The organism is Roseateles sp. P5_E1, assembly GCF_054049335.1.
In genome coordinates, this window is sequence record NZ_JBFUMN010000010.1 from 59,249 (window position 1) to 66,148 (window position 6,900).

The window sequence follows — 6,900 nt, forward strand, 5'->3', positions numbered from 1 at the left end:
CCATGGACCTGATCCTGTGGCGCCACGCCGAAGCCGAAGTCATCGCCCCTGGCCAGGATGACCTGCAGCGCGCGCTGACCCCCAAGGGCGAGCGCCAGGCCCGGCGCATGGCGGCCTGGCTCAACCATCGCCTGGCCGCAACGACACGCGTGCTCGTCAGCCCTGCGCTGCGCTGCCGGCAGACGGCCGAGGCCCTGGGCCGCGAGGTGCGCATCGTGCCGCCCATCGCGCCCGATGCGCCGATCTCGGCCCTCATCGAGGCCTCGCGCTGGCCCAAGTCGGTTGAGCCGGTGCTGATCTGCGGCCACCAGCCGACGCTGGGCCTATTGGCTGCCCATTTGCTGGCCGGCGTGGACCAGGAATGGGCCGTCAAGAAGGGCGCCGTGTGGTGGCTGCGCTGGCGCCAGCGCGACGGCGAACCCGAGGTGACGCTGCACGCCGTCCAGGGGCCCGATGCGCTTTAGAGGTGTCGAACCTCTTCGGGCTTGTTCCACCAGTTGTTGTGCAGGCCGTCGTAGTACTGCACCGGCGCCGCGACCAGCTCCTCGGCCGGCACATCATCGAGGCAATTCACCTTGACCGACACGAAGGCGCCGCCGACCTGTTCGATGTAGCCGTGACCATAGGAGCGCACGCCGCAGGTCTTGCAGAACAGGTTGTGCACGCTGTTCGAGCCGAACTGGTAGTCGCTCTGCGCGTCCTCGCCGGCCAGCAGCCGGAAGGCGTCGGGCTTGACACTGGCGCTCCAGTTGCGCGTCTTGAAGCAGATCGAGCAGTTGCAGCGGCCGGTGCCGGCGGCGAGGTCGAGGTCGACTTCGAAGCGCACGGCCTTGCAATGGCAGCTGCCGGTATAGGTCTTGAGCATGGCGGTCTCCGGGTGTGGAGCCGGCATGTTCGCTCAGTCGTGCTGTCAGCGGCTGGCAGCAGAGGCTGGTGCCGCTGGCGGAGTGAGGACGACGCGCACGCGCGAGCCCGTGCGCGGCACATGGCCCATCAGTTCCTGGCGCTGCCAGGCATAGAACTCGGCGATGCGCAGCTTGGCCGGGGGCTGTTTCCAGCTGCCGCGCCAGTGCACGGTCCAGACGTACTCCGGCAGATAGCCGGCAGCGTCGATGCGCATCAGCGTGTCCATGTAGGCGTTGGACTTGGGCGCCTTTTGCAGCAGCTCCCGCCAGATGACGAGCAGCGTCCGGCGCGCGGTCATCTCACCTTCGAAGCTGGGTTCCAGGATGCCCAGCGGTGCCTGTGCCAGCGCACCGCTCTGGCTGGCCCAGTTGGCCAGACCGACGCCATAGGCCAGCCAGACGACGCTTTCGGTGGGATCGTCCGACGAGTCGATTTCGATCGCGGTCGATTTGCCGGCGTCTTCGCCCCAGGCGGGCAGCGCGACGCAGAGCGCCGCGAGGCAGGCGAGCAGCCGGCGACGCGAGCTCACGCCACGACGAGTTCGAGCAGCCCGCTGCGGGCCCAGGTCTCGGCCTCTTCCTTCAGCAGGAAGCGCGTGCGCGCTTGGCCGGCCGACCCGCCCTTGGGCAGTTGCAGCGTGAGCCGCTTGCCGTCGCGCGCCAGTCCGGGGCTGCCTGGTGCCTCCGTGCGGGCATGGCAGAGGATGACGGCCAGACGCAGCGCAATGAGCTGGTCCAGCAAGCTGGGATCGCTCAGCTGCGCTTCCAGCTTGCGCAGGCCACCGCGCTGGCCCAGGGCCAGGCCCGCCAGYCGCTGCAACTGGTTGGTTGAGAAGCCCGCCGCGTCGACATGGGCGATGACATAGGCGCTGTGGCGGTGGTGGTCGTGGTGGGAGACCAGCATGCCAACTTCATGCAGGGCCGCGGCCCAGCTCAACTCGCGCAGCAGCTCAGGCGCGGGCTTGAGCGTGAGCTGGTGGTAGAACAGCTCGGCCTGGCTGGCCACACGCTCGGCCTGCGCCATGTCCACGGCAAAGCGCTCCTGCAGCTCGGCGACGGAGTCCGCCCGCGGGTCGCGCGCGCCGCTGGGCTGCAGGCGCTCTACCAGATCGAAAATGACGCCCTGGCGCAGCGCGCCCTTGGTGGGCAGCAGCTCCTCGATGCCGAACTGGTTCAGCAGCGTGTAGAGGATGCACAGGCCACCGGCGACGACAGGACGGCGGTCGTCCTTGAGCCCAGGCAGTTGCAGCTTGTCCTGCGAGCCGGCCGCCAGGCATTGGGCGATGCACCAGCGCAGCGCGTCCGGCGTGATGCGGCCGTCGGTCTTGCCGCTGGCTGCCAGGATCTGCGACACCGCGCCAACCGTACCCGAGGAACCCAGGGCTTCCTGCCAGAGCTCGGGGCGGAACAGCGTCAGCGCTTCTTCCAGCTCGGCGCCGGCAGCCACCTGGGCGGCGCGGAAGGCCTCGGCCGTGTAGCGGCCGTCGGCGAAGAAGCGCACCGACAGCCCGACGCTGCCAACGCCGAAGGACTCGGCCAGCAGCGGCTTGCGGCCGCGGCCCAGGATCATCTCGGTGGAGCGGCCGCCGATGTCGATGACCAGGCGGGGCTTGTCGGAGGGCTGCAGCCGGGCGACGCCGGCAAAGATCAGCCGCGCTTCCTCGCGGCCGGCAATGACCTCGATGGGATGGCCAAGCACGGCCTGGGCGCGGGCCAGGAAGGCGTTGCGGTTGCGCGCCTCGCGCAGGGTCTGCGTCGCAACGGCGCGGATGCGTTCGGGCGCGATGCCGACGAGCTGCTCGCCGAAGCCCTGCAGGCAATTCAGGCCGCGCTGCATGGCCTCTTCGGTCAGCATGCCCTGTGCGTCCAGGCCGGCGCCCAGGCGCACGGCCTCCTTGATGTAGCTGACGCGCTGGTAGCGCTCGCCCGACAACCGGGCCAACTCCAGGCGGAAGCTGTTGGAGCCGATGTCGATGGAGGCCCAGATTCGGCCGGCTGGATCAGGGCGCGTCGTCATGGCGGCGGATTGTCGGGGCAAAATTTGACGCTCCCTTCGTATCTCACCCTGGAGCCCCCACCTTGAAAGACGAGATCGACAGCCTCGCGCCGTCCCGCGACTTCAGCCGCCGCAGCTTTGTGCAGACGACGGTGGGCAGTGGCTTCGCAGCGGCCGTGCTGCCGGTGACGGCCCAGACGATCTCCACCGACACGGCGGGCCTGGAGGCGGGCCCGGTCAGCATCCCCGTGGGCGACTTTCAGATGCCGGCCTATCGGGCGGCGCCTGCCGGCCGGAAGAACCTGCCGGTCGTGCTGGTGGCCTGCGAGATCTTCGGCGTRCACGAGCACATCGCGGACGTCTGCCGGCGGCTGGCCAAGCAGGGCTACCTGGCCATCGCGCCCGAGCTGTTCGCACGCCACGGCAATGCCGGCGCCTACACCGACATTCCCAAGCTGATCAGTGAGGTGGTCAGCAAGGCGGGCGATGCCCAGGTCAATGGCGACCTGGACGCCACGGTCGCCTGGGCGGCTGCGAACGGCGGTGATCCCGCCAAGCTGGCCATCACCGGCTTTTGCTGGGGTGGGCGCACGACCTGGTCCTATGCCGCCCACAACCCCAGGCTGACGGCCGCGGCCGCCTGGTACGGCCCGGTGGCACGCAACTACAACGCTGGCGACAAGACCGTCATCGAGCGTGCCGGGAGCATCAAGGCGCCGGTGCTGGCGCTGTACGGCGCGGCCGATGGCGGCATCCCGGTCGAGACGCTGACCCAGCTCGAAGCCGCGCTCAAGGCGGCGGGCAACACGAAATGCGAGTTCGTCGTCTACCCCGACACGCCGCACGGCTTCTATGCCGACTACCGCCCCAGCTACCGCAAGGCCGCGGCCGACGACGCCTGGGCGTGGGCATTGGCCTGGTTCAAGAAATGTGGTGTGGCTTGACCCGTCTGCTACGCTGACCGCCCTCGGGCCGCAGTCCATGGCTGTGGCCCGTTGCTTTTGCCTGATTCCATGACCCTTCTCTACATCGTGCTCGCCACCTTCGCGGGCGGGCTGCTGTCGGTGCTCGTTGCCGCGAGCCTGACCGTCGGCGTGCTGACCCGCCTCGTCAAGAGCCTCGTCAGCCTGTCGGCCGGCATCCTGCTGGGCACGTCGCTGCTGAACGTGCTGCCCGAGGCCTTCGAGAGCCACACGGCCAAACCGCAGGTGCTGTTCGCCGTGCTGCTGGGCGGCCTGCTGTTCTTCTGGCTGCTGGAGAAGGTGGAGCTTTACCGCCACGTCCACCATCACGAGGGCGACGGCCACCATCACCACCACCACTTCGACGCCGAGCAGGCCGGCCGCGGCGGCCTGACCGTGCTGGTGGGCGACAGCATCCACAACTTCTGCGACGGCGCCATCATCGCGGCCGCCTTCCTCGCCGACACGCGGCTGGGCTTCGCCACGGCGCTGGCCATCGTCGCCCACGAGATCCCGCAGGAGGTGGGCGACTACATCGTGCTGCTCAACGCCGGCTTCAGCCGCGGCAAGGCGCTGCTGTTCAACGCGATCTCGGGCATGGCGGCGGTCGTCGGCGGCGTGCTGGGCTACTTCCTGATCGGCGGCTTTGAGGGTGTGCTGCCCTATCTGCTGGTGCTGGCGTCCAGCAGCTTCATCTACATCTCGGTGGCCGACCTGCTGCCCCAGCTGCAGCAGCGCCTGGCCTGGCGCGAAACCTTTGCCCAGGTCGCGTGGCTGGGCGTGGGCCTGGGCGTGGCCTTCGCGGTGTCCCAGCTGCTGCATGGCACTCATTGACGCAGGGCTGCGCGGCGCGCTGGTTGCCGTGCTGATCCTCGTGGTGCTGGTGCTGCTGCCGCATTGGCGGCATGCACGGCACGCCGATCTCGTGCGCACRGGCATCGCGCTGTCGCTGTCCTCCGCCGTGCAGGCGGTTTCYGCCTCGCCCTGGGTTGAACACGAGCTGCGCTGCGCCGTCCAGGCGCCTGGCATCGGCATCTCGCTCGGTTCCGCCGTGCTGTTCTGGCTGTTCGCGCGCGCTGTCTTCGAGGACGGCTTTCGTCTGCGCGCCTGGCATGGCGTGCTGTGGGCCGCCGTTGCGCTGTTCGGCGCGACGATCTGTCTGTGGTGGGGTTGGTGGCCCACCTTCGTGCTGTTGCGGGCCTTGCCCATCGCTTTCGCGGCACTGGGCCTGGCCGCCGTGGCCGGGCCATGGCGGGCGGACCTCGTCGAAAAGCGCCGGCGCCTGCGCGGCCTCGTCGTCGGCGGCGGCGCAAGTTATGCCGTCGTCATGGTGGCCCTGCGCATCGGCTCACCGAACGGCACGTTGAGCGGCGCCGCCGCGCTTGGCGACGTGGCCATGATGCTGACGCTGACCAGCCTCGTCGCCTGGCAACTGTTGCGGCCGCGCGTGTCGGGCCTGTGGGACGAGGACGTCGCGGCACCGCCGCCATCCGCGCCTACAGCCGAGGACCCGCAGGACCAGGCCGTCGCCGCCGCGCTGGCCAAGTTGATGGGTGAGGGTCGCGGCTACGCTCAGGAGGGTTTGAGCCTGGCCAGCCTGGCCGAGCAGCTCGGCACGCCGGAGTACCGGCTGCGCCGCGTCATCAACCAGGGCCTGGGCCACCGCAACTTCAATGCCTTCGTCAACGGCCTGCGCCTGCTTGAGGCCAAGCGCCGCCTGGCCGATCCGGCCGAGCGCGGCCTTCCGGTGCTGACCATTGCGCTGGACGTCGGTTTCGGCTCCATCGGCCCCTTCAACCGCGCCTTCAAGGCCGATACCGGCCTGACGCCCACCGAATTCCGCCAGAAAGCGCTGGCCGATTCTTAAAAAGCAGCGCCGAAACCTGCAAAGCGCGGGTTTCGGCCAGACATAGCGGGCAGGGTGGCCGAGGCTGAGGGCTTCTCAACTTCCGAGGAGCCAGCCATGTTCTTCCGCTTCCTGCTCACCAGCCTGGCGCTGAGTGCCTCCGCGCACGCCGCCACCGTCGGCACACTGACTCTGCCCGCCGACGATGACGGCGGCGCCGTCACGCTGTTCTATCCCACCGCCGCCGCCGGCCGGCCTGAAACGCGCGGCGACCTGCAGCTGATGCTGGCACCCGACGCGCCACCGGCCCCCGGCAATGGCCGCCTCATCGCCATCTCGCACGGCTCGGGCGGCGGCCCGTGGGTGCACACCACCCTGGCCAAGGCCCTGGTCGAGGCCGGCTTCACGGTCGTGCTGCCCCTGCACCGCGGCGACAACTGGACTGACCCCGGCCGCCCCGGCCCCGACAGCTGGAAACAGCGCCCCGCCGAGATCAGCCATGCCATCGACCGCGTTGCCGCCGACCCACGCTTTGCCGGCCTGAAGCTGGACCGCGTCGGCGGCTTCGGCATGTCGGCCGGTGGCCACACCATGCTCAGCCTGGCCGGCGGCGCCTGGTCGCCCGAGCGCTTTCGCGCCCATTGCGAGAAGGACCTCGCGGAAGACTTCTACAGCTGCATCGGCCTGGCCACGCGGCTGACCGGCGGTGCGCTGGATGGCCTCAAGCTCTGGGTGGCCCGGCACGTGCTCGACTGGAAGTTCCGTGACGCGACGCCGCAGGTCCACAACGACCCGCGCATCGCCGCCGTCGTGGCCGGCGTGCCGGCGGCAGCCGACTTCGATCTGGCGACCCTCGCCAAGCCGCGCGTGCCGCTGGGTCTGATCACCGCCGACGGCGACCGCTGGCTGCTGCCGCGTTTTCACAGCGACCCATTGATCGCCGCCTGCCAGAGCTGCGAACTGCTCGCTGCGCTACCGGGCGCCGGCCATGGCGCCTTGCTTGCACCGCCGCCGACGCCCGACGGCCTTGGCCGCCTGGAATGCGACCTGCTGTGTGACCCGCCGGGGTTTGATCGATCGGTGACGACTGCGTTGTGGTTGGGCCGAACGGTGGGCTTCTTTCGCAGACATTTGCTTGGCACCGAAGTGTGACTATTTGAAACGGAAGCTAAACAACCGGACTCATCCCTG

General features: G+C 69.4%; 8 protein-coding genes. 5 read left to right on the forward strand and 3 right to left on the reverse strand.

Going from position 1 to position 6,900, the window contains the following annotated elements; all coding sequences use genetic code 11:
- The first annotated feature begins 2 nt into the window (after window positions 1-2).
- The gene (gene sixA, locus ACXJKJ_RS11785; RefSeq protein ID WP_457390228.1) at window positions 3-464 is read left to right on the forward strand and encodes a phosphohistidine phosphatase SixA; all 462 of its coding nucleotides are present in this window, start codon (window positions 3-5) and stop codon (window positions 462-464) included.
- On the opposite strand, the gene ACXJKJ_RS11790 is transcribed toward sixA, so the two are convergent.
- The 3 genes from ACXJKJ_RS11790 to ACXJKJ_RS11800 are packed head-to-tail and all read right to left on the reverse strand — an operon-like array spanning window position 461 to window position 2,922.
- Window positions 461-865, reverse strand: a complete 405-nt coding sequence (locus ACXJKJ_RS11790; protein ID WP_056198595.1) for a GFA family protein — start codon at window positions 863-865, stop codon at window positions 461-463. The genes sixA and ACXJKJ_RS11790 overlap by 4 nt on opposite strands.
- Before the next feature lie 45 nt (window positions 866-910).
- Complete coding sequence (locus ACXJKJ_RS11795; protein WP_457349456.1) at window positions 911-1,435, reverse strand: hypothetical protein; 525 nt, start codon at window positions 1,433-1,435, stop codon at window positions 911-913.
- Window positions 1,432-2,922, reverse strand: a complete 1,491-nt coding sequence (locus tag ACXJKJ_RS11800) for a Ppx/GppA phosphatase family protein (RefSeq protein WP_056198589.1) — start codon at window positions 2,920-2,922, stop codon at window positions 1,432-1,434. The genes ACXJKJ_RS11795 and ACXJKJ_RS11800 overlap by 4 nt, the downstream gene beginning before the upstream one ends.
- Window positions 2,923-2,984: 62 nt before the next feature.
- Here ACXJKJ_RS11800 and ACXJKJ_RS11805 point away from each other — a divergent pair, with 62 nt between their 5' ends.
- From ACXJKJ_RS11805 to ACXJKJ_RS11820, 4 genes are all read left to right on the forward strand, one after another.
- Window positions 2,985-3,845 (forward strand): dienelactone hydrolase family protein, encoded by an 861-nt coding sequence (locus tag ACXJKJ_RS11805; protein ID WP_457390230.1) that lies wholly within the window; start codon window positions 2,985-2,987, stop codon window positions 3,843-3,845.
- 69 nt (window positions 3,846-3,914) lie between these two features.
- Window positions 3,915-4,697, forward strand: a complete 783-nt coding sequence (locus ACXJKJ_RS11810; RefSeq protein ID WP_056198584.1) for a ZIP family metal transporter — start codon at window positions 3,915-3,917, stop codon at window positions 4,695-4,697.
- Window positions 4,684-5,730, forward strand: coding sequence for a helix-turn-helix domain-containing protein (locus tag ACXJKJ_RS11815; protein ID WP_457390231.1), 1,047 nt, complete (start codon window positions 4,684-4,686; stop codon window positions 5,728-5,730). The genes ACXJKJ_RS11810 and ACXJKJ_RS11815 overlap by 14 nt, the downstream gene beginning before the upstream one ends.
- 96 nt (window positions 5,731-5,826) lie before the next feature.
- The gene (locus tag ACXJKJ_RS11820; protein ID WP_457390232.1) at window positions 5,827-6,861 is read left to right on the forward strand and encodes an alpha/beta hydrolase family protein; all 1,035 of its coding nucleotides are present in this window, start codon (window positions 5,827-5,829) and stop codon (window positions 6,859-6,861) included.
- Window positions 6,862-6,900 lie beyond the last annotated feature (39 nt).

Excerpts from the sequence above, each read along its gene's own strand:
- sixA (WP_457390228.1), top strand. The coding sequence starts at position 3 with ATGGACCTGATCCTGTGGCGCCACGCCGAAGCCGAAGTCATCGCCCCT.
- ACXJKJ_RS11790 (WP_056198595.1), bottom strand. The coding sequence starts at position 865 with ATGCTCAAGACCTATACCGGCAGCTGCCATTGCAAGGCCGTGCGCTTC.
- ACXJKJ_RS11810 (WP_056198584.1), top strand. The coding sequence starts at position 3,915 with ATGACCCTTCTCTACATCGTGCTCGCCACCTTCGCGGGCGGGCTGCTG.
- ACXJKJ_RS11820 (WP_457390232.1), top strand. The coding sequence starts at position 5,827 with ATGTTCTTCCGCTTCCTGCTCACCAGCCTGGCGCTGAGTGCCTCCGCG.